This is a genomic window from Halomonas borealis (assembly GCF_004798905.1).
Classification (GTDB): domain Bacteria; phylum Pseudomonadota; class Gammaproteobacteria; order Pseudomonadales; family Halomonadaceae; genus Halomonas; species Halomonas borealis.
Genome location: NZ_SDMO01000018.1, coordinates 1 through 25,692 on the forward strand (window position 1 = coordinate 1; position 25,692 = coordinate 25,692).

Annotated in this window: 23 protein-coding genes and 3 tRNA genes; 15 read left to right on the top strand and 11 right to left on the bottom strand. The window is 65.9% G+C overall.

The annotated features are described in order from the left end of the window. The first annotated feature begins 1 nt into the window (after position 1). Positions 2-77, top strand: a tRNA-Asn gene (locus ETC07_RS14115). Between the two features lie 241 nt (positions 78-318). On the opposite strand, the gene ETC07_RS14120 is transcribed toward ETC07_RS14115, so the two are convergent. Beyond that, positions 319-2,373 (bottom strand): carboxy terminal-processing peptidase, encoded by a 2,055-nt coding sequence (locus tag ETC07_RS14120; protein WP_136249165.1) that lies wholly within the window; start codon positions 2,371-2,373, stop codon positions 319-321. Positions 2,374-2,510: 137 nt separating this feature from the next. Here ETC07_RS14120 and ETC07_RS14125 point away from each other — a divergent pair, with 137 nt between their 5' ends. Further along, positions 2,511-3,809: a M18 family aminopeptidase gene (locus ETC07_RS14125; RefSeq protein ID WP_136249166.1), complete on the top strand. Its 1,299-nt coding sequence runs from the start codon at positions 2,511-2,513 to the stop codon at positions 3,807-3,809. A gap of 137 nt (positions 3,810-3,946) precedes the next feature. On the opposite strand, the gene ETC07_RS14130 is transcribed toward ETC07_RS14125, so the two are convergent. The 9 genes from ETC07_RS14130 to ETC07_RS14170 form a co-directional block, all read right to left on the bottom strand. Then, positions 3,947-4,023 (bottom strand) — tRNA-Met (locus ETC07_RS14130). Positions 4,024-4,077: 54 nt separating this feature from the next. Beyond that, positions 4,078-5,169, bottom strand: coding sequence for a redox-regulated ATPase YchF (gene ychF / locus ETC07_RS14135; RefSeq protein WP_136249167.1), 1,092 nt, complete (start codon positions 5,167-5,169; stop codon positions 4,078-4,080). A gap of 154 nt (positions 5,170-5,323) precedes the next feature. Continuing rightward, complete coding sequence (gene pth, locus ETC07_RS14140; protein WP_136249168.1) at positions 5,324-5,908, bottom strand: aminoacyl-tRNA hydrolase; 585 nt, start codon at positions 5,906-5,908, stop codon at positions 5,324-5,326. A 165-nt stretch (positions 5,909-6,073) separates the two neighbouring features. Then, positions 6,074-6,727 (bottom strand): 50S ribosomal protein L25/general stress protein Ctc, encoded by a 654-nt coding sequence (locus ETC07_RS14145; protein WP_136249169.1) that lies wholly within the window; start codon positions 6,725-6,727, stop codon positions 6,074-6,076. Between the two features lie 125 nt (positions 6,728-6,852). Next, the gene (locus ETC07_RS14150; protein ID WP_205742558.1) at positions 6,853-7,794 is read right to left on the bottom strand and encodes a ribose-phosphate pyrophosphokinase; all 942 of its coding nucleotides are present in this window, start codon (positions 7,792-7,794) and stop codon (positions 6,853-6,855) included. Between the two features lie 61 nt (positions 7,795-7,855). After that, positions 7,856-7,930, bottom strand: a tRNA-Gln gene (locus tag ETC07_RS14155). A gap of 51 nt (positions 7,931-7,981) precedes the next feature. After that, a complete protein-coding gene (gene ispE / locus ETC07_RS14160; protein WP_136249170.1) occupies positions 7,982-8,839 on the bottom strand; it encodes a 4-(cytidine 5'-diphospho)-2-C-methyl-D-erythritol kinase in 858 nt (285 codons plus the stop codon). Continuing rightward, positions 8,832-9,449 carry a lipoprotein insertase outer membrane protein LolB gene (lolB, locus tag ETC07_RS14165; protein ID WP_136249171.1) on the bottom strand — a complete coding sequence of 206 codons (618 nt, stop codon included), beginning with the start codon at positions 9,447-9,449 and terminating at the stop codon, positions 8,832-8,834. The genes ispE and lolB overlap by 8 nt, the downstream gene beginning before the upstream one ends. A gap of 28 nt (positions 9,450-9,477) precedes the next feature. Then, entirely contained in the window at positions 9,478-11,220 is a 1,743-nt protein-coding gene (locus tag ETC07_RS14170) for a tetratricopeptide repeat protein (protein ID WP_136249172.1), read from the bottom strand. 237 nt (positions 11,221-11,457) lie between these two features. On the opposite strand from ETC07_RS14170, the gene hemA reads away from it, so the two are divergent. The 8 genes from hemA (at position 11,458) to ETC07_RS14210 (ending at position 19,234) form a co-directional block, all read left to right on the top strand. Beyond that, the gene (gene hemA / locus ETC07_RS14175) at positions 11,458-12,726 is read left to right on the top strand and encodes a glutamyl-tRNA reductase (RefSeq protein ID WP_136249173.1); all 1,269 of its coding nucleotides are present in this window, start codon (positions 11,458-11,460) and stop codon (positions 12,724-12,726) included. A gap of 10 nt (positions 12,727-12,736) precedes the next feature. Next, positions 12,737-13,828 (top strand): peptide chain release factor 1, encoded by a 1,092-nt coding sequence (prfA, locus tag ETC07_RS14180; protein WP_136249174.1) that lies wholly within the window; start codon positions 12,737-12,739, stop codon positions 13,826-13,828. Next, a complete protein-coding gene (gene prmC / locus ETC07_RS14185; RefSeq protein WP_136249175.1) occupies positions 13,828-14,670 on the top strand; it encodes a peptide chain release factor N(5)-glutamine methyltransferase in 843 nt (280 codons plus the stop codon). The genes prfA and prmC overlap by 1 nt, the downstream gene beginning before the upstream one ends. Positions 14,671-14,907: 237 nt before the next feature. Further along, on the top strand, positions 14,908-15,417 hold the full coding sequence (locus ETC07_RS14190; RefSeq protein WP_136249176.1) for an Lrp/AsnC ligand binding domain-containing protein: 510 nt from the start codon (positions 14,908-14,910) through the stop codon (positions 15,415-15,417). Beyond that, positions 15,414-16,160: a HesA/MoeB/ThiF family protein gene (locus tag ETC07_RS14195; RefSeq protein WP_136249177.1), complete on the top strand. Its 747-nt coding sequence runs from the start codon at positions 15,414-15,416 to the stop codon at positions 16,158-16,160. Before ETC07_RS14190 ends, ETC07_RS14195 begins: the two co-directional genes overlap by 4 nt. Before the next feature lie 276 nt (positions 16,161-16,436). Beyond that, complete coding sequence (locus ETC07_RS14200; protein ID WP_136249178.1) at positions 16,437-17,423, top strand: TRAP transporter substrate-binding protein; 987 nt, start codon at positions 16,437-16,439, stop codon at positions 17,421-17,423. Between the two features lie 54 nt (positions 17,424-17,477). Then, positions 17,478-17,966, top strand: coding sequence for a TRAP transporter small permease (locus ETC07_RS14205; protein WP_168709229.1), 489 nt, complete (start codon positions 17,478-17,480; stop codon positions 17,964-17,966). Beyond that, positions 17,963-19,234, top strand: coding sequence for a TRAP transporter large permease (locus ETC07_RS14210; RefSeq protein ID WP_136249180.1), 1,272 nt, complete (start codon positions 17,963-17,965; stop codon positions 19,232-19,234). The genes ETC07_RS14205 and ETC07_RS14210 overlap by 4 nt, the downstream gene beginning before the upstream one ends. A gap of 174 nt (positions 19,235-19,408) precedes the next feature. Here the strand turns inward: ETC07_RS14210 and ETC07_RS14215 are convergent, their stop codons facing one another. After that, positions 19,409-20,002, bottom strand: coding sequence for a helix-turn-helix domain-containing protein (locus tag ETC07_RS14215; RefSeq protein WP_240724678.1), 594 nt, complete (start codon positions 20,000-20,002; stop codon positions 19,409-19,411). A 153-nt stretch (positions 20,003-20,155) separates the two neighbouring features. On the opposite strand from ETC07_RS14215, the gene tdh reads away from it, so the two are divergent. From tdh to ETC07_RS14240, 5 genes are all read left to right on the top strand, one after another. After that, on the top strand, positions 20,156-21,181 hold the full coding sequence (tdh, locus tag ETC07_RS14220; protein ID WP_136249181.1) for an L-threonine 3-dehydrogenase: 1,026 nt from the start codon (positions 20,156-20,158) through the stop codon (positions 21,179-21,181). A gap of 180 nt (positions 21,182-21,361) precedes the next feature. Next, the gene (gene kbl / locus ETC07_RS14225; RefSeq protein WP_136249182.1) at positions 21,362-22,558 is read left to right on the top strand and encodes a glycine C-acetyltransferase; all 1,197 of its coding nucleotides are present in this window, start codon (positions 21,362-21,364) and stop codon (positions 22,556-22,558) included. A gap of 278 nt (positions 22,559-22,836) precedes the next feature. Continuing rightward, positions 22,837-23,967: an ABC transporter ATP-binding protein gene (locus ETC07_RS14230; protein ID WP_136249183.1), complete on the top strand. Its 1,131-nt coding sequence runs from the start codon at positions 22,837-22,839 to the stop codon at positions 23,965-23,967. Positions 23,968-23,975: 8 nt separating this feature from the next. After that, complete coding sequence (locus tag ETC07_RS14235) at positions 23,976-24,893, top strand: ABC transporter permease (RefSeq protein WP_136249184.1); 918 nt, start codon at positions 23,976-23,978, stop codon at positions 24,891-24,893. Beyond that, the gene (locus ETC07_RS14240; RefSeq protein ID WP_136249185.1) at positions 24,890-25,687 is read left to right on the top strand and encodes an ABC transporter permease; all 798 of its coding nucleotides are present in this window, start codon (positions 24,890-24,892) and stop codon (positions 25,685-25,687) included. Before ETC07_RS14235 ends, ETC07_RS14240 begins: the two co-directional genes overlap by 4 nt. The last annotated feature ends 5 nt before the right edge of the window (positions 25,688-25,692 follow it).

Sequence of the window (25,692 nt, forward strand, 5' to 3'; positions counted from 1 at the left end):
TTCCCCGATAGCTCAGTTGGTAGAGCAAATGACTGTTAATCATTGGGTCACAGGTTCGAGTCCTGTTCGGGGAGCCAATGTCTTTCATCGTTTTTCCCGCTCTCGCCCGTTCGTGGCTTGATGCCTCGTGCCGCCCCTATGGTGCGTCTTCCCTCGTAATGATCGATGTTCTCGCGTGCCGCGCGGTGTTTTCAGGCGCTCCCCTATGGCGATGTGAGTGTGTCGCCGCACGGGCGTGATCGCATCGTGTATGGAGTCGGCGGCTACAAACGACGATGCCGGGCGCATGGCCCGGCATCGTGTTGGGGGAGAGGCGTTTCAGTCGCCGTATTCGGCGAGCCGATGGCCGTGCTCCAGATGGGCATAGTCGATCAGGATCTCGGCGCTTTCCATGACCTGGGCTCGGTCGATGGGTTGCGTCTGCTCGGTGTCCTCGTCGCGGGCGTCGACCCACTCTTCCAGCGGTTTTAGCCCCTGCGCTTCGCGGCGCTCGTTCTCCAGGGCCAGCTGCTCGGCCTCCTGGGCCTCGGCTTCGCGCTGGCGTTGCTCGCGATTGAGGCTGACGCTGGTGTATTGCTCGCGTAGTCGGTCGGCAAGCTCGGCCTCGCGTTCCAGGTAGTGGAAGTCGGGGTGCGTCTCGGCACGCTGCTGATGGCGTTGGCGCAGGGTGTCCAGGTAGCGTTCCGGGTCGCCGTAACGACGATACTGGACCTTGCGCACCTGGTCCCAGGGCAGGGCGTTGTCGAGGCTGCTCTCACCGATGGTCTCGGGATCGATCAGGCTCGGGAAGGCGATGTCGGGCGTGACGCCACGATGCTGGGTGCTCTCCCCGGAGATGCGATAGAACTTGGCACGGGTCAGTTTGAGCTGCCCGTGGTTGAGCTCATCGAGGGTTTGGACGGTGCCTTTGCCGAAGGTGTCGCCACCGACGATCAGGCCGCGACCGTAGTCCTGGACGGCGCCGGCGAAGATCTCTGAAGCCGAGGCCGAGAGGCGGTTGACCAGCACCGCCAACGGGCCGTCGTAGAGGGTGCCGCTGTCGGTGTCGCCGTACAGGCTGATGCGGCCCTGGGCGTCGCGAACCTGAACGGTGGGGCCGCGATCGATGAACAGGCCGATCAGTGAATTGGCTTCCTGCAGGGCGCCGCCACCGTTGTTGCGCAGGTCGAGCACGATACCTTCCACATCTTCGTCCTTGAGCCGCTCGATCTCCTTGGCCACATCGCGGGTGGTGCTGCGATAGTCTTCTTCTCCGGCCTGCCAGGCGTCGAAGTCGACATAGAAGGCGGGGATCTCGATCACGCCCAGGCGATGCGTGCCATCGTCACGCTCGATGTCGACGATCTCGCTCTGGGCCGCCTGGTCCTCGAGGTTGACGGTGTTGCGGGTGATCTCGATGACCTTGGAGCGGGTGGTGTCGACGGCCTGAGAGGGAACAACGTCGAGACGCACCACCGAGCCCTTGGGGCCGCGGATCATGTCGACCACGTCGTCGAGGCGCATGCCGACCACGTTGACCATTTCCTCGCCTTCCTGGCCGACGCCGACGATGCGGTCGGCGGGCTTGAGCATGCCGGCTTTCTCGGCGGGGCCGCCGGGGACCAGGCTTGCGACCTTGACGTATTCGCCATCGGCCTGCAGCAGGGCGCCGATGCCTTCCAGCGACAGACGCATCTGAATGTCGAAGGACTCGCTCTGGCGCGGTGACAGGTAATTGCTGTGCGGATCGAGGCTGCCGGTCACGGCCGCCATCATCAGGCCGAAGACGTCCTCGGCGTTGGTCTGGCGCAGGCGGCTCAGCTGATTCTCGTAGCGCTGCTGCAGCGTCTCCTCGATCTCCTCGGGCTCTTGGTCGCCGATCGATAGCGTCAGGGCGGCGTTCTCGAGGCGCTTGCGCCAAAGCTCGTCCAGTGCCGATTCACGTTGTGGCCAGGCGACGTCCTCGCGGTCCGTGGTCATGCGTTGGTCGCCGCTGAAGTCGAAGTCGAGGCCCGCATCGACGCGCTCGAGAAGCCATTCCAGGCGGGCTTCGGCGCGTTCGTGATAGCGCTGATAGAGGGCATAGGGGCGCGTCAGGTCACCCTCGAGGATGGCCTCGTCCATGGCGGTCGATAGGTCCGCGAAGTCGTCGACATCGCCGTCGAGCAGATAGGCGCGCTGGCCGTCGAGCAGGTCCAGGTAGCGCTCGAAGGCCCGCTGTGACCAGTCGTCGTCGAAGCGGATGTCCGCGTAGTGGCCGGAGTTCATCGACTCGGCGACCTCCGTGGCGGCTTCACGCTGGGCGTCGGTGGCGGTGATAGCCGCCTGGGCCGGGGCGGCGCCCAGCAGCAGGGCCAGGGCCGTGGTACGACCCAGGGTCACAAACAGGCTCATCAATGAAGCACTCCCGGATTCATGTACACTCTAGCGTCCAGACCGTGATTCGGCTCACGAGTTGCACGGACAGAGGCGCCATTGTAGCAGCTCGGCCGAGTGACATGCCCCCAAGATGCGACACCGAGAGGAGTTCCATGCCCCAGGATGCCCCGCTCGAGCGACTGCTCGACTTCCTGCGCCGTTCGCCCACCCCCTGGCACGCCACGGCCAACATGGCCGAGCGCCTGGAAGCCGCCGGATTCCGGCGCCTCGACGAGACGCACGCCTGGCAGCTGACGCCGGGCGAGCGGGTCTATGTGACGCGCAACGATTCCTCGATCATCGCCCTGCAGCTACCCCGTGAGCCGCTGACGGCGCTGCGCATGATCGGCGCCCATACCGATAGCCCCGGGCTGCGGCTCAAGCCGCATGCCCCGCAGACCTCGGCCGGTTGGCTGCAGCTCGGCGTCGAGGTCTATGGTGGCGCGCTGCTGACGCCCTGGTATGACCGTGACCTGGGGCTCGCCGGGCGGGTCCATGTGCGTCATGCCGATGGCCGCCTGGAAGGCGTGCTGCTCAACGTCGATCGCGCCGTGGCGATCATTCCGAGCCTGGCGATCCATCTTGACCGCGAGGCCAACAATGGCCGGGCGATCAATGCCCAGACCCAGATGGCGCCGGTCTTCCTGCAGGGTGGGGAGTCGGCCGACCTGGATCGGCTGCTGCGCGGCTGGCTGGCGGCCGAGCATGGCCTCGATGGTGTCGAGATCGTCGACTTCGAGCTGGGCTTCCACGACATGCAGCCGCCGTCTCGGGTCGGGGTCGAGGGCGAGTTGATCGCCTCGGCGCGGCTCGACAACCTGTTGTCGTGCTTCATCGGCCTGGAAGCCTTGCTGGAGAGCGACGGCAGCCAGGGGGCGGTGCTGGTCGCCAACGATCATGAAGAGGTGGGCAGTGCCAGCGCCTGCGGTGCCCAGGGGCCCTTCCTGGGTGACGTGCTGCGTCGGGTCAACGCCCAGCTGGGCGATGCCAGCGAGGAGGGGCATGTGCGGTTGATTCAGGCCTCGCGGATGATCTCCTGCGACAACGCCCACGCGCTGCATCCGAACTTCCCCGAGAAACACGATGCCGCCCATGGCCCGGCGCTCAATGAAGGGCCGGTGATCAAGGTCAACGCCAACCAGCGCTATGCCACCAACAGCGCCACCGCGGCGTTGTTCCGCACGCTGTGCCAGGAGGTCGAGGCGCCCGTGCAGACCTTCGTGACGCGTGCCGACATGGGCTGTGGCAGCACCATCGGGCCGATTACCGCCACCGAGCTCGGGGTGCCGACCCTGGACGTCGGCGTGCCTCAGTGGGCCATGCACTCGATCCGCGAGACCGCGGGCGCCCGGGATGTGGAGCACCTGACCCGGGTGCTGACCGCCTTCGTCGATCGTCGCGAGCTGCCCTGAGGTCAGGGGAAGGGCAAGGAACAAGGAGCGAGACGCAAGGAGCCCCTTGGCTCGCTCCATCCGCATCATCGAAGCTATTCGACGAACCGCGAAACGCAAAAAGCCCGCCTGGCGAACCAGGCGGGCTTTTCGATATCTGGTGGCTACGCCCTGACTCGAACAGGGGACCCCATCATTATGAGTGATGTGCTCTAACCAACTGAGCTACGTAGCCGGACAACGGGGGCGAATAATACGGATAACGCCCCCTTTCGTCAAGCCTTTTGGCTTAGACGTTGAAGCGGAAGTGCACCACATCGCCGTCCTTGAGGATGTACTCCTTGCCTTCCAGGCGCCACTTGCCGGCATCCTTGGCGCCCTGTTCGCCGTTCAGCGAGACGAAGTCGTCGAAGGCCACCACTTCGGCCCGGATGAAGCCTTTCTGGAAGTCGGTATGGATCGCGCCGGCGCCTTCGGGAGCCGTGGCGCCGATCTTGACGGTCCAGGCGCGGACCTCCTTCACGCCGGCGGTGAAGTAGGTTTGCAGGCCCAGCAGTTCATAGCCGGCGCGGATCACGCGGTCCAGTCCCGGCTCCTCCATGCCCATCTCGTCGAGGAACATGGCGCGTTCCTCGTCGTCGAGTTCGGCGATCTCGGCCTCGATCTGGTTGCACACCGGCACCACCACGGCGTTTTCCTCGGCGGCGATCGCCTTGACCACGTCGAGGTAGGGGTTGTCGTCGAACCCATCCTCGTTGACGTTAGCGATGTACATGGTCGGCTTGAGGGTCAAGAAGCCGAAGCTCTTGAGCTGGCGCTTCTCGTCGTCGTCCAGGTCGAAGCTTCTCAGCGGCTGGCCCTCGGCCAGGTGCGGCTGGATGCGGTCGAGGATCGCCTTGGTGGCGATGGCTTCCTTGTCGCCGCCCTTCACCACGCGTGCCAGGCGCTGGATGGCGCGCTCGACGGTGTCCAGGTCCGCCAGGGCCAGCTCGAGATTGATGGTCTCGATATCGGCCCGCGGGTCGACCTCGTTGGAGACGTGGATGACGTTGTCGTTATCGAAGCAGCGCACCACGTGGGCGATGGCCTGAGTCTCGCGGATGTTGGCGAGGAACTGGTTGCCGAGGCCCTCGCCCTTGGAGGCGCCCGCCACCAGTCCGGCGATGTCGACGAACTCCATGGTGGTGGGGATGACCTTCTGGGGCTTCACGATCTCGGCCAGCCGGTCGAGTCGCGGGTCCGGCATCGGCACGATGCCGACATTGGGCTCGATGGTGCAGAAGGGGAAGTTTTCGGCGTCGATGCCCGACTTGGTCAGGGCATTGAAGAGGGTGGACTTGCCGACGTTGGGCAGGCCGACGATACCGCAGTTGAAACCCATGGGATCTTCCTGGAAAGAGAATTCGATGGTGGCGATTGGCCGGTATTCTACAGTCGCTACGAGCTACGAGCTACGAGCTACGAGCTACGAGCTACGAGCTACGAGCTACGAGCTACGAGCTACGAGCTACGAGCTCGCGGCCCGGTGGCATCCGTCAGGGCTTGAAGCTGTGCAGCCGCTGCATGGCGCGGGTCCAGTCGCCGGCCGTGGCCTGGGGCAGGGTGGCCAGGCATTCGTCGATGGCGGCGTCGATGGCGCCTCGCTCGGCCTTGCCGGGGCGGCTCAGCACGTAGTGGGTCACCTGGCGGGCATCGCCGGGATGGCCGATGCCGAGGCGCAGGCGGTGAAAGCCCTTGTCGTTGCCCAGCGCCTGGACGATGTCGCGCAGGCCGTTGTGGCCGCCGTGGCCACCGCCGGTCTTGTAGCGGGCGGTGCCCGGGTCGAGGTCGAGCTCGTCGTGGGCCACCAGCAGCTCGTCGGGAGCCAGTTTGAAGAACTTCGCCAGCGCCGCCACGGCGCCGCCGCTGCGGTTCATGAAGGTGGTGGGCTCGAGCAGATGCAGCTCCTGTCCGTCGAGCTGGATGCGGGTGTAGCGGCCGAGGAACTTCTTCTCGCTGCGCAGCTCGCCACCGGCCTGGCGCAGCAGGGCTTCGAGCAGCCAGGCGCCGGCATTGTGACGGGTGGCCTCGTACTCGTTGCCGGGGTTGGCGAGTCCGATGATGGCTTTGACCTGACTCATCTTCACTGCCTCCAAACAATCCTCTGGAACGATGCTGGGCGTCGTGCCAGCGGCGATCCCCAGGTGGCCGCCAGGGCGGCGGACCACAAAAAAAATCAAGCGCCGGGGCGCTTGATCGAGATGACGTGGGCCGCGCCAGGCGGCGCGGCCCTGACAGGACCGAGCTTACTCGGCGCTGTTCTCGCCTTCGGCGGAGTCGCCTTCTTCGCCTTCTTCGCCTTCTTCGGCATTACCGCTGACCTTGGCCTGGGTGATGTTCAGGATCGGCTGGTCATGGTCTTCGCCGTGAGACAGCTCGACCAGGGTCACGCCGGCCGGCAGGCTCAGGTCGGACAGGTGCAGGGTCGTGCCCAGGGCGACGTTGGCGACGTCGACTTCCAGGTAGTCCGGCAGGTCCTTCGGCAGGCAGCTGACTTCGACCTCGTTGGAGAGGACGTGCAGTTCGCCGTCTTCGTCCTTGATGCTCGGTGCGGTCTCGGCGTTCACCACGTGCAGCGGCACGCGCATGGTGATAGCGTGAGTGGCATCGATACGCATGAAGTCGGCGTGAGTCACCAGCGGCTTGTAGGGGTGACGCTGGAGATCGCGGACCACGACCTGCAGCGGCTTGCCATCCAGCTCGAGGTTGATCACGGAGGCGAAGAACGCCTCGTCTTCGAGCGCCTTGTAGAAGGCGGTCTTGTCGACGGAGATCGGCTGCGGCGCCTGCTCACCACCATAGATGATGGCCGGTACCTGCTCGTTCGCACGACGCAGGCGGCGGCTCGCACCTTTCCCCAGGTCGTTGCGGGCATTGGCTGTAAGAGTGTAGTCGGACATGATGTTGCCTCTTGGTCAAAAGTCAGGGAGCCACCGGCACCCGCGACCAGGCTGACGGTGGTTCCCAAGCGCCCCGGCGAACCGGGACTCGTTATCCGCACGATGTGCCGATGACGACGTCGTCGTCAGTGGAACATCGCGCTGACGGATTCTTCGTTGCTGACGCGGCGGATCGCCTCGGCGATCAGGCCGGCCACGCTCAACTGGCGGATCTTGCCGCTGCGGCGTGCGGCTTCGGTCAACGGGATGGTGTCGGTGACGACCAGCTCATCGAGCACCGAGCCGGCGATGTTGTCGACGGCCGGGCCGGACAGGATCGGGTGGGTGGCGTAGGCCACCACGCGGCGCGCGCCGCGTTCCTTGAGGGCCTCGCCGGCCTTGCACAGGGTGCCGGCGGTATCGATCATGTCGTCGACCACCACGCAGGTGCGGTTCTCGATCTCGCCGATGATGTGCATCACCTGGGCCTGGTTGGCCGAGGGGCGGCGCTTGTCGATGATCGCCAGGTCGGCATTGAGCTGCTTGGCGATGGCGCGGGCCCGTACCACGCCGCCCACGTCGGGGGAGACCACCACCAGGTCGTCGTAGTTCTGACGCTCGATGTCGTCGAGCAGGATCGGCGAGCCGTAGACGTTGTCCACCGGCACGTCGAAGAAGCCCTGGATCTGGTCGGCGTGCAGGTCCATGGTCATCACCCGGTCGACGCCGGCCTTGACCATGATGTCGGCGACCAGCTTGGCCGAGATCGGCACGCGGGCAGAGCGCACGCGACGGTCCTGACGGGCATAGCCGAAGTAGGGCACCACGGCGGTGACACGAGTGGCGGAGGCCCGGCGCAGGGCGTCCACCATCAGCACCAGTTCCATCAGGTTATCGTTGGTCGGGGCACAGGTGGGCTGCAGGACGAAGACGTCCTTGCCGCGCACGTTCTCGTTGATCTCGACCGCAACTTCGCCGTCACTGAACTGGCCGACCGTAGCATTGCCCAGCCGGGTATCCAGGCTCTCGGCAACTTTCTGGGCGAGTTCGGGATTGGCGTTCCCGGCGAAAACCATCAATTTTGACACGTGCAGCCACCTTTGCAGTGTTGGGACATCAGGGTTTGGATCGGAGGTTCCGGAAGGGAAATGGCTGGGGTAGCAGGATTCGAACCTGCGCATGCCGATACCAAAAACCGGTGCCTTACCGCTTGGCTATACCCCAGTAACCTTTGCCGTGCCGGATCGATGCATGATGTTGCCATGGCGTTGGCGATCATCGATCCAGTGCATCATGGAGAGGTGAACGATTCAGCCCCTGGGCCTTGAAGGATGTCCAGCGGCTGGGCATGTCGGCCAGCAGCGCCGTGGCATCGGCTTCGTGGTCCAGGCGGGCGAAGATACAGGCGCCGGTGCCGGTCAGCATGGCCGGTGCCCTGTCGCTCAGCCAGTCGAGCACACTCGCGACCGCGGGATAAAGCTCCCGGACCGTGAGCTCGCAATCGTTGCGCCAGCTCGCCGTTTCCCCCTGAAGTGCGCGCGCCATAGTAATGGGGGGGGTGTCGCGTGTCAATTCTGGTGCCCGGAACACCGCCGGCGTCGAGACGCTGACGCCGGGGTGCACGACCACGAACCAGGGTGTCTCGAGCTCGACCGGCGTCAGTCGTTCGCCGATGCCTTCGGCCCAGGCGGCGTGGCCGCGCACGAAGACCGGCACGTCGGCCCCCAGGGAAAGGCCCAGCTCGGCCAGGGTGTCGAGAGGCAGCGCCAGCTCCCACAGCCGGTTCAGGCCGAGCAGGGCGGTGGCGGCGTCGCTGCTGCCGCCGCCCAGGCCACCGCCCAACGGCAGGCGCTTGTCGAGATGCAGGTCGGCCCCGAGCCGACAGCCGGTGGCGTCGCGCAGCGCCAGCGCGGCGCGCAGGATCAGGTTATCGCCGTCGTCGATGCTCTCCAGAGACGGCGTCAGGCGCAGCTCGCCATCGTCGCGCCGGCTAAGCGTCAGGGTGTCGCCGTGGTCGAGGAACTGAAACAGCGTCTGTAGCTCGTGATAGCCATCGGTGCGTCGCCCGGTGACATGCAGCATGCGGTTGAGCTTGGCCGGCGCGGGCAGGGTCAGGCGGCCGGGATCAGGCATCGGTGGTGCCCGGCTCCCAGCGGGTCACCACCAGGGTGACGCGCAGGTCGTCGTAGCGCATGGTCAGCCGGCGCGGCAGCCACAGGTCGTCCTCACGCATCCAGTCGCGGTAGTCGATCTTCCAGCCATCCTGTTCCAGGTGCGCGGGGAAGCCGCGTTCATCGCGGCTCAGGCGATGCGGGCTGGCGTCGGCGGGCAGGCCGCGCACCCAGTCGCTGAGGGCGGCGACCGGCAACGACCAACCGAGACGTTGCTGCATCAGTGCCTCGGGGCTCTCGGCCTCGAAGCGACCCTCGCCGGTGGTCAGCGAGACGCGCCCCTCGCGGCCTTCGAGCACGCTGCGCCCGCTGCCGAAGGGGCCGCTGAGCAGCAGGCGGAAGTGGTAAGGCGTCTGGTTCCAATCGAGATTGGCGCTGGTGCTGTCCTCGGGGGTGCGCAGGCCGGCCTTGCCGGTCAGCTCCCAGCTCTGCATGGCCTCCAGGCGAGGCTTCTGGGCCTGCCAGTCATCGGCGGCGCGGGGCGCGTCGGGTGTCGGGCCCTGGGTGGCGCAGCCGCCGAGCAGCAGGGTGAAGGCCAGGGTCGGCAGCAGGGCGGGGGTCGGGCGTCGCATGGGCAGGGTCCTTCTGTATGGCGAGGCGTCAGGGGGCGAGCGCGGGGCGGCGCTCGAGCAGCTCGTCAATCCGCGGGCGCGGCGAGAATCGTTTCACGGCGCTGGCCGCCAGCGAGCGTGCTCGCTGGCGTTCGCCGGCCGTCCATAGCGCCTCGATCAGGTGGGCGGCGATTTCCTGATCGGGCATGGTCGACCAGGCACGCTCCAGCCAGGGCAGGGCGGCATCGACGTTGCCGAGTCGATAGGCGACCCAGCCGCGGCTGTCGAGGATCACCGGATTGTTCGGCTCCAGTGTGAGCGCTCGTTCGATCAGCGCCCGAGCCTCCTCGAGTCGTCCTTCTATATTCTCGTCTGCCAGCGTGTAGCCCAGCGCGTTCAGGGCGTTGGCGTTGTCGGGGTCACGCTCGATGAGGCGGCGCAGGTCGCGTTCCATGGCGGCCATATGGCCATTGCCGTAGGCCCGCATGGCTCGCTGATAGCGCCGTTGGGCATCGCCGGGGTGGCGGTCGAGATGGCTGTCGAGCAGGGCGTCGGCCTGGGCGCTGGCGTCGGCTTCGTCGAGTAATTCGACTTCCAGCCCGATGAGCCGGGAGGCCGCGTCGGGATGTACCAGGCGCTCGTTGCGCAGGAAGGCGCGGGCGTCGACCAGCCGGTCGCCCTCGATCAGCATGCGGGCGGCGCTCAGGCGGGCGAGCAGGAAATGGTCGCCTTCGGGGATCTGGCGGTAATAAAGCAGGGCGTTGTCGACGGCGCCTTGTTGCTCGGCGATGCTGCCGAGCAGCAGCAAGGCCAGGGCGGGCGTGTCGTCGTCATCGAGCAACGGCTGCAACAGGCGGCGGGCCGGCTGCGGGTGTTGCTCTTCGAGGTACAGGCGTGCCAGCGCCAGGCGCAGCGACGGACGGTCGCCCTGATCCTCGAGCAGGGCGGTGGTGCTGGCTTCGGCGGCGTCGAGCCGGCCGAGGCGAATCTGGGCGCGAGCCAGTAGCAGCATCAGGCGTGGGTCGCCGGGGCTGGCCGCCAGCCCATGCCGGGCGGCCTTGGCGGCACGCTCAGGGGCGTTCATCTCCAGGGCCAGGCTGGCGTCGATGCGCTGTACCGCGGGGCGTTCGGGATACTCGGCGGTCAGCCGCTCGAGGCGCTCCCGGGCCGATGACGTCGCGCCCGTGGCGGCCTCCAGCCGCGCCAGGGCCAGCTCGCGGTCGACGGGATCGGCCGATGTGGCGTGTTGCTCCTGCAGGCGATCGAGCAGCGGGGCGGGAGGCGCCCCGGCATCCAGGGCCTGTTCGACGAAGTCCAGCAGCTTGCCGTTCGAGGTATCGTCGCGCCATGCCAAGCGTTGCTCCAGGGCGCCCGTCCAGTCGTTACGCTGCACGGCCAGGCTCGTGAGCAGGCGGGCCGGTGCGTCGTCGCCGGGCGCCAGTGCCTGCCAGCGACGGGCGGCCTCCTCGAGCAGTGACGGGTCATCATCGGAGCGCGCCGCCAGGGCGGCGCGTTCGGCGAGTTCGGGGGCCTGGTAGCGTTCGGCGGTGGCCAGGTAGCCGCGGGTGGCGCGACGAAAATCACCGCGCTGGCCGGCGATTTCCGCGACCAGCAGGGCCGAGAGGCCCTCGGCATCCAGGCCGCGGGTGATCGGTGGTGCATCGGCCAACGGGTCCTCCGGCGGCGAGGCCGGCCCGGCAGTCAGGCTCTGGCAGCCGCCGAGCACCAGGGCCAGGCCGAAGGCGGCGAGTGGGCGTCGACGGAGGAGCGTCTTGGAGGGTCCGCAGGGCATGCCAGTCTCATGATGTCGGGCGAGTCGACAGCATAACGGCTTGGCCGCGTGGGGCAAAGTTGCAAAAGGTGTCGGCGCCACGGCGTGTCGATGATCTGTGTCGATGCGTTCGATAGTCGCGGCGGGCGCCGCGCCAGCATGGCCTGTGATAGAATGTGGCGCCGTAGAGTGGCAGGCGCCGCCGCGCCGTCCTGCCTCTCGATGCCGCCGTACATTATCGCGAAGACGCCGACACGCATGACGCTTCTTGCCCTGGGAATCAATCATCGGACCGCCGCCGTCGAGGTGCGCGAGCAGGTCGCCTTCACGCCCACGCAGCTTGAGACCGCGTTGGTCGAACTGCGCGGTCTGCCCGGCGTGCATGAGGCCGCGGTGCTGTCCACCTGCAACCGGACCGAGCTGTATTGTGTCACCGGTGAGGCGGGAGAGCGGGCGGTGCTCGACTGGCTGGGACGCTTCCATGGGCTCGCGGTAGAGGAGCTGACTCGCTGCGCCTATCACTATCTCGACGACGAGGCGGCTCGCCACCTGATGCGGGTGGCGGTCGGGCTCGACTCGATGGTGCTCGGCGAGCCGCAGATCCTCGGTCAGCTCAAGGATGCCTATCAGGCCGCGCGTGAGGCCGGGGGCATGGGGGGCGAACTGGAGGGGCTCTTTCAGCAGACCTTCGCGGTGGCCAAGCGGGTGCGCACCGAGACCGGCATCGGCAGGAACCCGGTGTCGGTCGCCTATGCCTCGGTCAGCCTGGCCAGCCGCATCTTCGATGACTTCTCGCGCTCCTCGGCGCTGCTGATCGGTGCCGGCGAGACCATCGAGCTGGTGGCCCGCCACCTGCACGAGGCCGGCGTGAGCCGGCTGACGGTGGCCAACCGCACCCGCGAGCGCGCCGAGCAGCTGGCCGCGCCACTCGGCGGTGAAGCCATCGCGCTCGACGAGATCCCCGCGGCGCTGGTCGAGGCCGATATCGTGATCACCTCGACCGCGGCGGCGCTGCCGATCCTCGGCAAGGGCATGATGGAACGCGCGCTCAAGCAGCGTCGCCATCGACCGGTGTTCATGGTCGACATCGCCGTGCCCCGCGATATCGAACCCGAGGTCGGCGAGCTCGCCGATGTCTTCCTCTATACGGTCGACGACCTGGAGGAGGTCATCGAGGAGAACCGCCGTCATCGGCAGGTCGCCGCCGATCAGGCCGAAGCGCTGATCGAGAGCGGCGTAAGCGGCTGGCAGCACGACCGCCGGTTGCGTAGCGGCGGCGAGCTGATCCGCGATGTGCGCGCCCGGGGCCAGGCCCTGCGTGACGAGGCCCGCGACCAGGCGCTGGCGCGACTGGCCCGGGGCGAGAACCCCGACGAGGTGGTGGCGCGCCTGGCGCACCAGCTCACCAATCGCCTGCTGCACCGGCCCACCGTGACGCTGCGCGATGCCGCCGCCGACGAACAGCACGAGCTGCTGGAGGCCGCCGCGTCGCTGCTGCTCGACGACTCTTCCGACACTTCTCGATAGGACACCCTTGATGAAAGCTTCCCTGCGCCAGCGTCTCGAGGCCTTTGCCGAGCGCTTCGAGGAGCTCGCCGCCTTGTTGGCAGACCCCGAGGTCATCACCGAGCAGGCTCGCTTCCGCGATTATTCGCGTGAATACGCCGAGCTCGAGCCCCTGGTGGAGGCCTGGCACGAGTATCGCGGCGTGGAGGGCGACATCGAGGCCGCCGTGGCCATGGCCGACGACGCCGATTCTGAGATGCGTGAACTGGCCGAGATGGAGCGGGAGGCCGGTCGGGAGCGGCTGGTCGAGCTCGAGGCGAGCCTCAAGCAGCTGCTGATTCCTCGCGACCCGGACGATGCCGGCAACGTCTTCCTGGAGGTGCGTGCCGGCACCGGCGGCGACGAGGCGGCGTTGTTCGCCGGCGACCTGTTCCGCATGTACTCCCGCTATGCCGAGCAGCACGGCTGGAAGGTCGAGGTGATCAGCGCCAGCCACGGCGACATGGGCGGCTACAAGGAGATCATCTCGCGCATCAAGGGCGAGGGCGTCTACGCACGACTCAAGTTCGAGTCCGGCGCCCACCGCGTGCAGCGCGTGCCGGCCACCGAGTCTCAGGGCCGCATCCATACCTCGGCCTGCACCGTGGCGGTGATGGCCGAGGCCGACACGGTCGGCGACGTCGAGATCAGCCAGAATGACCTGCGCGTCGATACCTTTCGTGCCAGCGGCGCCGGTGGTCAGCACGTCAACACTACCGATTCCGCCATCCGCCTCACCCACCTGCCCACCGGCGTGGTGGTGGAGTGCCAGGAAGAGCGTAGCCAGCACAAGAACCGCGCCAAGGCCATGTCGCTGCTCGCCGCCCGCCTCAAGCAGGCGGCCCAGGACAGCCAGCGTCAGCAGCAGGCCGACGAGCGTCGCTCGCTGGTGGGCTCCGGCGACCGCAGCGAGCGTATCCGTACGTATAACTTTCCCCAGGGGCGGGTGACCGACCACCGTATCAACCTGACCCTCTACAAGCTCGGCGAGGTGATCGGCGGCGAGCAGCTCGATGAGGTGGTCGAGCCGCTGATCCAGGAGCATCAGGCCGACCAGCTCGCCGCCCTGCAGCAGGAGGCCTGATGCCCCTCGATCTGCTGCTGGCGCAGGCCGCTCGGCGGCTCGCCGACGCCGGCTCACCGAGCGCCCGGCTCGATGCCGACGTGCTGCTGTGCCACGTGCTGGGCGTCGATCGCACCTGGCTCTATACCTGGGGCGACCGCGAGGCCTCCGCCGAGGCCGAGGCGAGCTTCGAGGCGCTGATCGCCGAGCGCGAGGCGGGCCATCCGGTGGCCCATCTGACCGGGGAACGCGAGTTCTGGGGGCTGCGGCTGGCCACGTCGCCGGCGACCCTGATCCCGCGCCCCGATACCGAGACCCTGGTGGAGGCGGCGCTGGCCCTGGCCGGCGAGTCGGGGCGCCTGCTCGACCTGGGCACCGGCACCGGCGCGGTGGCCCTGGCGTTCGCCAGCGAGCGGTCGGGGTGGGCGGTAACCGGCGTCGACCTGAGCCCCGCGGCGGTCGCCCTGGCCGCCGGCAACGCCGCGCGTCACGGTTTCGACGATGTCCGCTTCCTGGTCAGCGACTGGTTCTCCGCCCTCGGCCGCCAGGACGACGGCGAGCGCTTCGCGCTGATCGTCGCCAACCCTCCGTATATCGCCGACGATGATCCACACCTGGCGCGCGGCGACGTGCGCTTCGAACCGCACGGCGCCCTGGTGGCGGGCGACGCTGGCCTGGCCGACCTGCGCCACCTGGTGGTCGAGGCGCGCTCGTACCTGTGCGTCGATGGCTGGCTGCTGCTGGAACACGGCGCGGAACAGGCCGTAGCCGTGCGCGAGGCCCTCACCACCGCGGGTTATAGCGAGGTGGCGAGCCGGTGCGACCTCGGCGGGCATGAACGCGTGAGCCTGGGCCGGCGCTGAGGCCTCGGCCGACACGCCGGCGATGGTCGGGGAGGCCTGCAGGGCCCGGTTGGGATGGCCATGGCATCGGCTCGAGGATAAGGGTGGAGCCGCCCCTGGGCGTTGTGGTAAATGTTGTGGCAGAACAAAACACCACTCATCGCTGGCTATTCATGTGTGAACCCCGAAAGCGTGCCGTTTGACGGTGATTTTCAGTGGAAGATTCGGCGGTGGCCCGTTCGACGTACCAGGACCACAATGAAAACCAAGACCCGTTCGCTCGACCGCATCGACTTAAAGATCCTGCGTTGCCTGCAGGATAATGCCCGCATCTCCTACGTCGACCTGGCCTCTCAGGTCGGCCTGTCCACCACGCCTTGCCTCGAGCGCGTCAAGCGCCTCGAACGTGCCGGGGTGATCCGTGGCTACAAGGCGCTGCTCGACCCCAGGGCCCTCAAGGCCAATCTGCTGGTGTTCGTCGAGATCAGCCTGGAGACCCAATCGCCCTCGGTGTTCGACGAGTTCCGCCGGGCGGTGGCCAAGCTGCCGCAGATCCAGGAGTGCCACCTGGTGTCGGGGCAGTTCGACTATATCCTCAAGTGCCGGATTCCCGAGATGTCGGCGTATCGCCAGCTGCTCGGCGAGGTCGTGCTGACCCTGCCCGGGGTCAAGGAATCCAAGAGTTACGTCGTCATGGAGGAGGTCAAGGAAGAATTCTCCCTGCATGTGCCCGACATCGAGGAATTCGAGGACAAGGGTGCCTCATGAACGATGATGCGCTGTTGCGCTACAGCCGCCAGATCATGCTCGAGCAGATCGATATCGCCGGGCAGGAGCGCCTGCTCGCCGGCCATGCGCTGGTGATCGGCGCCGGCGGCCTGGGTTCGCCGGTGGCGCTCTACCTGGCCGCGGCGGGCATGGGTCGGCTGACGCTTGCCGACGACGATGCCGTGGAGCTCTCTAACCTGCAGCGCCAGATCGCTCACGGCACGGCGGATCTAGGCCGCGGCAAGGCCGAGTCGGCGCGTGAGGCCGCCCTGGCGGTCAACCCGGAGTGCGATATCCGGGCGCTTACCGAGCGCCTCGAGGGCGAGGCGCTGGTCGCCGCGGTGGCCGAGGCCGATGTGGTGCTCGATTGCACCGATCGTTTCGCGAGCCGCTATGCCATCAATGCCGCCTGCCGAGAAGCCGGCGTGCCGCTGGTCTCCGGGGCGGCGATACGTTTCTCCGGGCAGCTTGCGGTCTTCGATCCGCGTGGCGCCGATGCCCCCTGCTACGCCTGTCTCTACCCGCCGGAAGCGGGCGGCGATGAGGAACTGCGCTGTGCCGAGAACGGCGTGGTGGCGCCACTGGTCGGCTTGATCGGCTGCTTCCAGGCGCTCGAGGCGCTCAAGCTGGTCGCGGGGGCCGGTCAGGTGCACCGGGGGTTGTCCACCTTCGACGGCCTGCGTGGGCAGTGGCGTCATTTCCGTGTGCCCCGGGACCCGGCTTGCCCGGTGTGTGGCGGTTAACACAGGTGAGGCCTGCCTGCTCTAGGTCAGCGCCTGGTAGGTCGCGCTGCTTTTCGTTGCCTCGTGGCGTGCAGCTGTAGTCGGTGGGAACGCACCGGTGGAGGTTTCTAGGAGAATGGCGCCAGTGTTGGTTCAGACAGTGCGTCGTCGGTGACCACGAGCATTGTCCAGACCATAGAGCCGACTATGGTCGAGTTGCGGCTAGGGGAGCAACCGCCTACGCTTGCCATTTAATGAATACGTATTCATAAAAATGTCCAATGCTGAGGATACGGTATGAAACCCGCCATCTCTTCGAGCCTCGTGCTGACCGCCTGCCTGATGGCAAGTGCCGGGCCGGCTTTAGCCGACACGGTGATCCGCATCGGCCACGCCACACCTGAATCATCCCCTATCCATCAATCCTTGTTGCATTTCCAAGAAAGCGTCGAGGAGGCATCCGAGGGCGATATCGAGGTCAAGCTCTACCCCGGGGGCCAAATCGGCAGCGTCAATGAAATGACGGAGTTGGTGCAGTCGGGGAACCTGCAGATGACGATGGGGGCGTCGGTACTGCTGACATCGGCTGTGCCTGAGCTCAGCGTGCTCGACCATTTCTATCTTTTCGATGACGTGGCTCATGCCCGGCGGGTGCTGGATGGTGAGGGTGGCGATATGCTGTCCAAGGCCATGGCCGACAAGGGGTTACAGAGCATCGGCTTCTTCGAACGTGGCTTTCGCCATTTCTCGACCAGCACCGAACCGCTGGATTCTTTCGAGAGCTTTCAGGGCCTGCGCATGCGCTCTGCTTCAAACCCTGCGCAAATCGAAGCCTGGAGAGCCGTCGGCGCGGCGCCGATGCCCCTGGATTGGGGAGAGATCTATACGTCGCTGCAGCAGGGCCTGATCGATGGGCAGGAAAGTGCCTTGTCCTCCATTTATATCGAGCGCTTCTTCGAAGCTCAGGACTATGTGTCTCTGACCGGTCACATCTATACCACCGAAATCTGGTACGCCAACCGGTCGTTCTGGGAAGAGCTGGACGACGAGTCTCGTGCCATCATCAATGCCGCCGCTGAAGAGACGGTCGCTCTACAGCGGGAACTGACTCAACAGCAGAATCGCGACACCGTCGCTCTGCTGGAGGAAGAGGGGCTTGAGTTCAATGAAGTCGATGCCGAGGTCAAGTCGGCTCTCGGCGAGGCCCTCAATGGTGCCGTCGATGAGGCGATCATCGAGCGCGTCGGGAACGAGTTCTACACCGAATTTATGTCGCATATCTGACGCTCGGCGCATGCCTTTGTTCTGCTGATGAAACCATGTCCCGTAGGGGGGATCATGAATGCTATTCGATGGATCGAGCGCAGGTTCGAACCCGTGCTTATTACGGCAGCGGTCTCGCTGATCGTCGCCTTGATTTTCACCAATGTGGTGCTGCGTCTATTCGATACCACGCTCCCCTGGGCCGGTGAACTATCGCGTTATCTGTTCGTGTGGATGGTGTATCTGGGCATCAGCTATTGCATCAAGGAACATCGACACTTACGGGTCATGGTGTTCCTCAAGATGCTGCCGCGCCGAGGGCAGAAGGCGGCGCTGGTGTTGGCCGATGTCATTTTCCTGGTCTATTCGGTGCTGGTGGCCTACTACGGTTATCTGATCACCATGGAGGCAGTGGCGCGGGGACAGATAGCACCAGCGCTGGAGATTTCCGTGGGCGTGCTCTATGCCTCGATTCTGGTGGGAGGCGTACTGAGCGTATTTCGATTACTGGCGAATATCATCGCAACGCTCGCTGGCGATGATCCGGTGGAGATGCGGTCATGACCATAGCGGTTTTGTTTGGTGGGTTTGCCTTGTTGATGGTTCTGGGGGTGCCGATCGGTATCGCCTTGGGTTCCGCCAGCGTGCTGACTATCTTCACCTTGCCTTTCCTTGACTTGAAGTTCTTCGCGCTGGGGCTGGTCAGCGGCCTGAATTCGTACACGCTCCTGGCGGTGGTGTTGTTTACCCTGGCCGGCAACCTGATGAGTCATGGGGGGATATCGGAGCGGTTGCTGGGAGTCGCCAAGGCCTTCTTCGGTAACACGCCCGGGGGCATCGGCACCGTTACCATCGTCGCCTGCTTGTTCTTCGCGGCCATTTCCGGAACCGGTTCGGCGACCGTGGCGGCCATCGGCCTGGCCATGATCCCGGCGATGTGCGCGCATGGCTACGATCGCGCCTATGCCGGGGCGATGGTTGCCTCGGCAGGGGGGTTGGGGGTGATGATTCCCCCCAGCGTGGTGATGATCGTCTATGCCGTGACGGCAGGAGTATCGGTGACTTCGATGTTCATCGCCGGCATCCTGCCTGGCATCCTGATGGCCTTGGTACTGATTGCCTTCAATGTGTGGCAATCGAGACGCCAGGGCTTCGACGCCGCCCGCGAGGATGTTTCCTGGTCGGCCAAATGGCACAGCATTCGGCGGGCCAAGCTGGCGTTGTTGCTGCCGGTATTGGTGCTGGGGGGAATCTATTCCGGGCTGGTGACGCCTACCGAGTCGGCAGCCATCGCCGCCGTGTACGGGCTGTTGCTCAGTGTCTTCGTCTACAAGGATCTGCCGCTCTCTCGGGTGCCTCAGGTGATCCTCGAGTCGGCGCTGCTGGTGTCGGCGGTGCTGGTCATCGTGGGGGCCTCGGTGGCCTTCGGGCGCATCATGGCCCTGGAGCAGGTGCCGGCCACCATCGCCGAGTTCGCGCTCGGCCTGACCGACAACAAGATATTGATCCTATTGATGATCAATCTGTTGTTGCTGGTGGTGGGGACCTTCCTCGAGACCCTGGCGGCGATCGTGATCCTGACTCCGATCCTGCTGCCGGTGGTGGTTCAGCTGGGCGTGAATCCAGTGCACTTCGGCATCGTCATGATCGTCAACCTGGCCATCGGCTTCGTCACACCGCCGCTGGGTGCCAACCTGTTCATGGCGGCACAGGTCGGCAATATCCGCTTCGAGGCCTTGTCTCGGGCGATCATCCCCTGGGTCGCCGTGATGATCCTGGGGCTGTTGCTGATCACCTTTATCCCCTCTATCGCGTTGTGGCTTATTTCATGAAGAGAAAGAGGTGAAGGCCCCCTCACAAGCGAGACAAGGAGAGCGCGACGCGGGTAAACGCATCGCCGATGGTGGGGAGGGCGCCTTGCGCCGGTGCTTTCCGCCACCGTGTTGGCCGGTGAACGGCGCGTCGAGCAGCTTTATGCCCATTTCGCGTCGTGCCCCTGTCCCCAGCTACTCGTAGGTCACCACCAGGAAGGCCAGCAGTTCGTCGTCGCTGACGTTCTCGATATCGTGATCCTGGTCGGCGTGGTAGTGCGCCGAATCGCCTTCCGCCAGCCGGCAGTCGCTGTCGCCGGCGACGACCCGGGCGCAGCCCCGGGTGATGGTCAATAATTCTCGTGTGCCCTCGAAATGTGGGGCGCTGCGCAGGCTGGCGCGTGGCGCGATACGCAGTTCATAGAATTCCACGTGCTTCTCGAGGTGCAGCGGCGAGAGGGTGCGGATGCGGCATTCCCGATCGTCGCGAAACAGGTGGGTGGCGTCGTCGCCGCGCACGACTTCGATGGTCGAGGCGGTCCAGGGCTGGTTGACCAGGTCGCCGATGCTCAGCCCGAAGGCCTGGGCGATGCGTAGAGTCACCGCCAAGGTGGGATTGGCGCGGCCGCGCTCGATCTGGCTGAGCATCGAACGGCTGACGCCACAGGCGGAGGCCAGCTGATCCAGGGTCAAGCCACGCTTCTTGCGTAGCTCGATGACGCGGTCGCAGAGTAGCTGGCCGCCCTGTGGGGCGTCTGCCGTTTCCGGCATGACGGGAGTCGTGGTCATCCGGTGGCTCCTTTGTTCACCATAGTGGAATTTTTTCTTGCATAAAGGATTTTGTCCACTATGCTGGAATTAATTCCTTCATGGTAATCGACTCGGCGAGGATTTCCAGCCATGGCGTCGATTCAAGGCAGTCATTCATCATAGGAGATGCGCATGAAAGCGTTGGTCAAGCGAGAGGCGGCACCCGGGCTGTGGCTCGAGGACGTGCCCGAACCGGAGATCGGCATCAATGACGTGCTGGTGAAGGTCAAGCGCACCGCCATCTGCGGCACCGATCTGCATATCTACAAGTGGGATAGCTGGGCCGAGCAGACCATCCCGGTGCCGATGGTGGTGGGGCACGAGTTCGTCGGCGAGATCGTCGAGGTCGGCTCCAACGTCAATGACTTCCATCCGGGGCAGATCGTGTCGGGAGAGGGGCATGTGGTCTGTGGCCGCTGTCGCAACTGCCTGGCGGGCCGCCGCCACCTGTGTGCCGCCACGAGCGGTATCGGCGTCAACCGGCAGGGTGCCTTCGCCGAGTACGTGGCGCTGCCGATGTCCAACGTCTGGGAGCATCGCCCGGGGATCGATCTGGATGTGGCGGCACTGTTCGACCCGCTCGGCAATGCCGTGCACACCGCGTTGCAGTTCGACGTGCTGGGCGAGGACGTGTTGATCACCGGGGCCGGCCCCATCGGTGCCATGGCCGCGGCGGTGTGCCGCCACGCCGGGGCGCGTCACGTGGTGATCACCGACTTGAATCCCCAGCGCCTGGCGCTGGCCAAGCGGCTGGGCGCCACCCGCACCGTGAATGTCACCGAGGAGAGCCTCGCCGAGGTGCAGCAGTCATTGGGCATGCAGGAAGGCTTCGACGTGGGCCTCGAGATGTCCGGCAATCCGACGGCCTTCAAGGACCTGCTCGCCAACATGTGCCACGGTGGCAATGTGGCGATGCTCGGGATTCCCTCGGAGGAGACGGTCATCGACTGGAACACGGTGATCTTCAACATGCTGACCATCAAGGGCGTCTATGGCCGGGAGATGTACGAGACCTGGTACAAGATGTCGGTCATGGTGGAATCGGGGATGGATATCTCGTCGGTGATCACCCATCGCCTGCACTACAGCGAATTCCAGCAGGGCTTCGACGCCATGCTGGCGGGAGAAGCCAGCAAGGTGATCCTGAACTGGGAGTGAGAAGTCTTGGGCGCGATGGGCGCCGGGGACAAGATGCTGCGAGGGCCTGCCCAGGGTTGGCGTGGGTAGCGCCGAGGATGGGGTTACCGTGCCCTCGCGGAGGCTTGTCGCCGGGCAGGCGCATCGCGCCGTGAAGCCTCAAACCCCGGTGAGTCAACGGAAAAGAAGGGAAACGACATCATGTACGGCGACTTTCAACGGCATCTGCGCGACGAGCTGGCGGCGATCGAGCAGGCCGGCCTGGCCAAGCACGAACGCGAACTGGCGACGCCACAGGGCGCCCATGTGGGCGTCGCCGAAGGCGAGGTGCTCAACCTCTGCGCTAATAACTACCTGGGGCTTGCCCAGCACCCCGAGGTACAGGCGGCCGCCATGGCCGGCCTGGAAGAGTGGGGCTACGGCTTGGCCTCGGTGCGCTTCATCTGCGGCACCCAGACGCTGCACAAGACGCTCGAGGCCAGGCTCAGCGAATTCCTGGGCACCGAGGACACCATCCTCTATCCGTCCTGCTTCGATGCCAACGGTGGGCTCTTCGAGACCCTGTTAGGCCCCGAAGACGCGGTGATCTCCGACGAGCTCAACCATGCCAGCATCATCGACGGTGTACGGCTGTGCAAGGCCAGCCGCTATCGCTATCGCAACAGCGACATGGCCGACCTGGAGGCTCAGCTACAGGCCGCCGATGCGGCAGGGGCGCGTTTCAAGCTGATCACCACCGACGGCGTGTTCTCGATGGATGGCTATATCGCCAGGCTCGACGAGATCTGTGACTTGGCCGAGCGCTATGGCGCCCTGGTGCACGTCGACGACTGCCATGCCACCGGGTTCTTGGGCGAGGGTGGCCGCGGCAGCCATGAATATCGGGGCTGCCTGGGGCGGATCGATATCCTCACCGGCACCCTGGGCAAGGCACTGGGCGGGGCCAGCGGCGGCTATACCAGCGCCCGGCGCGAGATCGTCGAGCTGCTGCGTCAGCGTTCGCGGCCCTACCTGTTCTCCAATACCGTGGCGCCGCCGGTGGTGGCCGGGGCGATCAAGGCCCTGGAGCTGGCGGCGGAGTCCCGCGAGCTGCGCGATCGGCTGCGCGACAATACCGTCGCCTTTCGACAGGGGCTCGAGGAACTGGGCTTCGAGCTGTTGCCCGGCGAGCATCCCATCGTGCCGGTGATGCTCCACGACGCCGCCCTGGCGTCGCGCTTCGCCGAGGAGATGCTGAAGGAGGGCATCTACGTGATCGCCTTCTCCTATCCGGTGGTGCCCAAGGGCCGTGCGCGCATCCGCACCCAGGTATCGGCGGCCCTGAGCCGCGAGGATATCGAGGCCGCCCTGGCCGCCTTCGGGCGGGTCAAGGCGCGCCTGGAGATCGGCGGCGAGTAACGGCATTTCGTCACGCTCGATCCTCCTTTTCGCCCGTCTCTCGCCGGTAGAGAGGCGGGTTTTCCTGCCCGCTTGTCGCTTGCCCCTTGTCGTGGGGCGCGTGACCTTAGAAAATCCCCCTGCGTTGCTGTCTGCCACGATATCGAACCCCGGAAAGGCTCGTGCCCTTTGCGGGGCGTTTCGCGTGTCGAGCAGGCGGCGTATGGGTCGGTGGTTCGGCGACCCACGAGGAATGCCAGGCAGGCCGATTGGCCGCCGACAAGCGAAGAGATGACCCCATGAGCGAGACCATGACGGCGGATAGCGCCGCGCGGCTGGACACCGATCCGGCCGCCGAGCAATCGGCCCGGAGCGAGGCACCCCGCAAGGCATCGTCGATCGAGATGCAGGGCCTGCACAAACGCTTCGGGCATGACACCGTGGCCCTGGACGGGATCGACCTGAACATCCAGGCCGGCGAGTTCTTCACCCTGCTGGGGCCGTCCGGATGCGGCAAGACGACGCTGTTGAGGGTGCTTGCCGGCCTCGAGGCCCCGGATGCGGGCTCCCTGGCGGTCGGCGGTCGCGACATCACCGAGGTGCCGCCTCATCGGCGTAGCGTCAATACGGTCTTCCAGTCCTATGCGCTCTTCCCGCACCTCTCGGTGCGCGACAACCTGGCCTTCGGTCTCAAGATGCGCGGCCTGCCATCCACCGAACGTGACGCCCGGGTCGCGGAGATCGCCGCTTTCATCCAACTGGGCGACCTGGTCGAGCGTCGCGTCGATCAGCTGTCAGGCGGCCAACGCCAGCGCATCGCCCTGGCGCGGGCGTTGATCTGCGAACCCGATGTGCTGCTGCTCGACGAGCCGCTCTCGGCGCTCGATGCCGGCCTGCGCGGCCAGCTCCAGGTCGAGCTGCTACGCGTGCAGCAACGCCTCGGCATGACCTTCGTGTTCGTCACCCATGACCAGGACGAGGCGATGGTCATGTCCGACCGCATCGCCGTGCTCAATGGTGGCAGTATCCAGCAGGTGGGGGCGCCACGCGAGGTCTACGAGCGTCCGGTCAACGCCTTCGTGGCCGGCTTCATGGGCCACGACAATCTTTTCCCGGTCAGCGCTCGCGACGCCGGGCGGTTGACCACGGCGCTCGGCGAGCTCTCGGTCGAGGCGCCCGGCGACGGCACGCTGCTGCTGATTCGCCCCGAGACCCTGGACCTGCTGCCGGGCTCGGTCGAGGGTCGTAACCACCTGCCGGCCACGGTCGTCGAGCGGCTCTACCGCGGTAGCCATGCCGAGTTTCGCCTGGCGGTCGGCGAGACGCATTTGCGTGCGATGGTCAGCAATCGCGGGCGTCATCTGCCCGAGGTGGGCGAGGCGCTGACGGTAACGGTGGCGCCGGAAGATCTGGTGACCCTGAGCGAATGAGACAGCGCATGATCGACAAGACCGCCAAGGCCCCCACGCGCGCCCTCGGGCGCGAGACCCGCCATCTGCTGCTGACGGTGACCCCGGGAGCGCTGTGGATCCTGCTGTTTCTGGTGCTGCCCAGCGTGTACCTGATCGGTGTGGCCTTCATGACCACCGGCCCCTACGGCTTGCCGCAGAGGCCGCTGTCGCTGGACGCCTTCGAACGACTGGCCGGCTTCGGCTTTTTGGGCTGGAGCCCCGGCAACCTCTACACCCTGTTGCGCTCGCTGGGGCAGACGCTGGTGTCCACCGTGCTGGTGGTGATGATCGCCTATCCTGTCGCCTACTACATCACCACCTGCCGGGCTCGCTGGCGGCCGCTGCTGCTGTTGGCGATCGTGGTGCCTTCCTGGACCAACCAGGTGATACGTTCCTTCGGGTGGATGAACCTGCTGGCGCCGGGGACCCCGTTGTCCGAGCTGGCCGTGACGCTGGGTCTGATCTCGCCGCACCTGGGCCTCTACCCCTCCAACTTCGCGGTCACCCTGGGGCTGGTCTATAACTTCCTGCCCTTCATGGTGCTGCCGCTCTACAGTGCCTTCGAGAAGCTCGATGTGGCGCAGGTCGAAGCCGCCCAGGACCTTTACGCCAGCCCGTTGCGCACGTTTCGCCATGCTATCTTCCCGCAGACCCTGCCCGGATTGCTGGCGGGCATCGTGCTGGTGGCCATCCCGGCCTTCGGCATGTATGTCGTCTCCGAACTGCTCGGCGGCGGCAAGGGCATGATGCTCGGTAACCTGGTGGCCAACCAGTTCGCCGGTGGCGCCAACTGGCCGCTGGGAGCCGCCGGGGCGATCCTGATGATCCTGGCGACCTTCATCGGGCTCTACGTGATGCGTCGCCTCGGCAAGCGCCTGGGCGGTGGCGAGCAGGTGGTGATATGAAAAAGCAGACGCTGCGGCGTTGCCTGGCCGCCTTCTGGTGGCTGACGCTCGCCTTCCTCTACCTGCCGCTAGCGGTGGTGGTGCTGTTCTCCTTCAATTCGGCCAACAGCTCGGCGCGCTTCGCCGACTTCTCGCTGCGCTGGTATCACCAGCTGATGGGGAACGAGGCGATCCTCTCGGCCCTGGGCAACAGCCTGGTGCTGGCCATCGTCTCTGCGTTGTTGGCGATGATCGTCGGTAGCGTGTTCGGCTACGGCATGTACCGCCACCGTCGCCGCCGACTGGGAGGATTGGTCCTGCTGATCTACCTGCCGCTGGTGCTACCCGACATCGTGTTCGGTATCTCCGAGATGGCCTTCTTCGTGCAGGTCCACGAATGGACCGGCCTGCTATCGCCGGGGCTCGCCACCATGATCATCGCCCACGTGACCTTCCAGATTCCCTTCGTGGCGCTGATCATTTATTCGCGCCTGGTGGGTCTGGACCCCGCCTTGTTCGAGGCCGCGCGAGACCTGTATGCGACGCCCCGACAGCGTCTGGTGCACTTCATGCTGCCGACCTTCAAGCCGGCGTTGATGGCCGCCTTCTTCCTTTCCTTTACGCTGTCGATCGATGATTTCGTCATCAGCTTCTTCACCGCCGGGCCGGAGAGCGCGACCCTGCCGATCTACATCTGGGGCGCGATCCGCAAGGGCGTGTCACCGGAAATCAATGCCATCGCCGCGCTGATGATCGCCGCGGTGGCCGTCGCCGCCCTCCTGAGCCTGGCCTTCGGCCGTCGCCGTGCCCGCTGAGCCGG